Annotated in this window: 2 protein-coding genes and 1 pseudogene; 2 read left to right on the forward strand and 1 reads right to left on the reverse strand. The window is 73.8% G+C overall.

All coding sequences use genetic code 11. From position 1 onward, the window contains the following. A partial coding sequence (locus AC1DVT_RS20085) for a low molecular weight protein-tyrosine-phosphatase (RefSeq protein ID WP_477391139.1) occupies positions 1 to 520 on the reverse strand: 520 nt, incomplete at its 3' end. Positions 521 to 667: 147 nt separating this feature from the next. Here AC1DVT_RS20085 and AC1DVT_RS20090 point away from each other — a divergent pair. After that, positions 668 to 901, forward strand: a complete 234-nt coding sequence (locus AC1DVT_RS20090) for a hypothetical protein (RefSeq protein ID WP_477391141.1) — start codon at positions 668 to 670, stop codon at positions 899 to 901. Continuing rightward, positions 898 to 1,706, forward strand: a pseudogene (locus AC1DVT_RS20095) (hypothetical protein); the annotation flags it as partial. The gene AC1DVT_RS20090 and the pseudogene AC1DVT_RS20095, both read left to right, overlap by 4 nt.

A 1,706-nucleotide genomic window follows, 5' to 3' on the forward strand; every position in this document is an offset into this window, starting at 1 on the left:
CGGCAGGCGGCGACGGGGTCGCCGGGCGGATCGCGGGTTCGAGCTGCCGGAAGAGCGCCCGGCTCGCGCTTTCGATCATAGCGAGGACCTCATCGAACATTCCCGGCCCGGCATAGTACGGGTCGGGCACATCGAGGCTGCGCGCGGTCTGGTCGAACGACATGAGCAGGGCGATCTTGTCTGCGTCGGCCTCGGTGCGCGCCCACCCCTTGAGGATGCGCTCGTGGCTGCGATCGAGCGCGACGACCAGGTCGCTGTGCGCGAAGTCGGCCGACGTGAACTGTCGCGCGCGATGCCGCGCACCGTCGTACCCTCGGCGCTCCAACGCGTCGAGGGTGCGCTGATCGGCGCGTTCGCCTACATGCCAGTCCCCGGTGCCGGCGCTTGTCGAGCCGACGTGATCGCGCAGCCCGGCGAGATCCGCGAACTGTCGGAAGACGACATCCGCCATGGGCGAGCGGCAGATGTTGCCGGTGCAGACGAACACGACGCGGAAGGGATCCACGGTGGTCGCGGTCATTGGACCATTCTGGCCTCCCCCGGCCACCCTGGCCAGGCGAGGAACCGTTCCTCCCCAGCCCGCGGCGCGTGAGACGGCATCCCGAGTCGACGGTGATCGCGGAATCCCGGGGCCCGCCGGGGCGATGCTCGGCCGATGAACGGATGGATGACACGCAATTCGGCCGGCGTCCTCGCGGCCGCGGACGACCGGCTCGCGGCGGTGGTGGCGCGCGCCGAGCGCCTGGCGGACGAGACCGCCTGGGAGTGCGCAGCCGCGCGCGCCTACCGCGCCGAACTGGCCGACTGGGTGGCGCAGGTGCGTCACCTGCGCGCTGACGTCGAGGGTCTCGAGCGCGCCGCACGCGCCGCACTCGCGCTGGCGGCGGGAGCAGGGCGATGAGCACCGCAAGGATCGGATCGGATGCCTCGGCTCAGACCGACGGCGCCCAGGCGCCATCGCCAGGAGCCCTCGAGATACGCGGCGGTGGGCTCGTCGCGGTCGACACGGCCTCGCTCGAAGCGGCCGCGACGGCGCTGGACCAGCTCCACACCGACATCGTCRCTGTCGTCGAGCTGCTGCGCACTGCGGCAGCGGAGCTGGCCGGCGTCATCCACCTTGTCGACGGGTTCGTCGTCTTTCGGGCGTGGATCCTGGCGGACCTCGCCTCCCGGCGGGCGCACACGCCGTCCGAGCTCGCCGGCGGGCTGCGCGCGTCGGCGGCGCTCTTCGACGTCGTAGAGCTGCAGGCTCAGCACGCTGCCGCGGAGGCGGGCGGCGACACCGCGGCGGTGGCCCGCATCGACGGGCGGCTCGCGGCGATCGAGGCCGCGCGCCCTGGCACCCTCCTGGTCGCGGCCGGACGAGGGACGTGGCGCGACCTCACCTGGCCCGCCGGGGTCATCGCGCAGGTCGCCGGCCCCGCCGCGTGGCTCGGCCCGATCGCGGGAGCGACCGTGGCGGGCATGCTGTGGAGCTTCGCCCAGGGGGTGCGGACGACCGGAGTCACCAGAATCGCGCCGGATGCCCGGCTGAGCGGCACCGCCGAGCCGGTTCGCATCCGCGAAGTGCCGCTCGCGCCACCCCAGCCCGGGGGTGTGGTGCCGGGTGCGCGGCCGGCTGCGGCTGTCGCGGCGCCGACCACCCTCGAGGGAGCCGCGAACCGGATCCCCACCGGCGCCGCCGCCATCCGGGTCGAGCGGTACAC

It is taken from the genome of Microbacterium sp. P2_F9 (assembly GCF_056403635.1).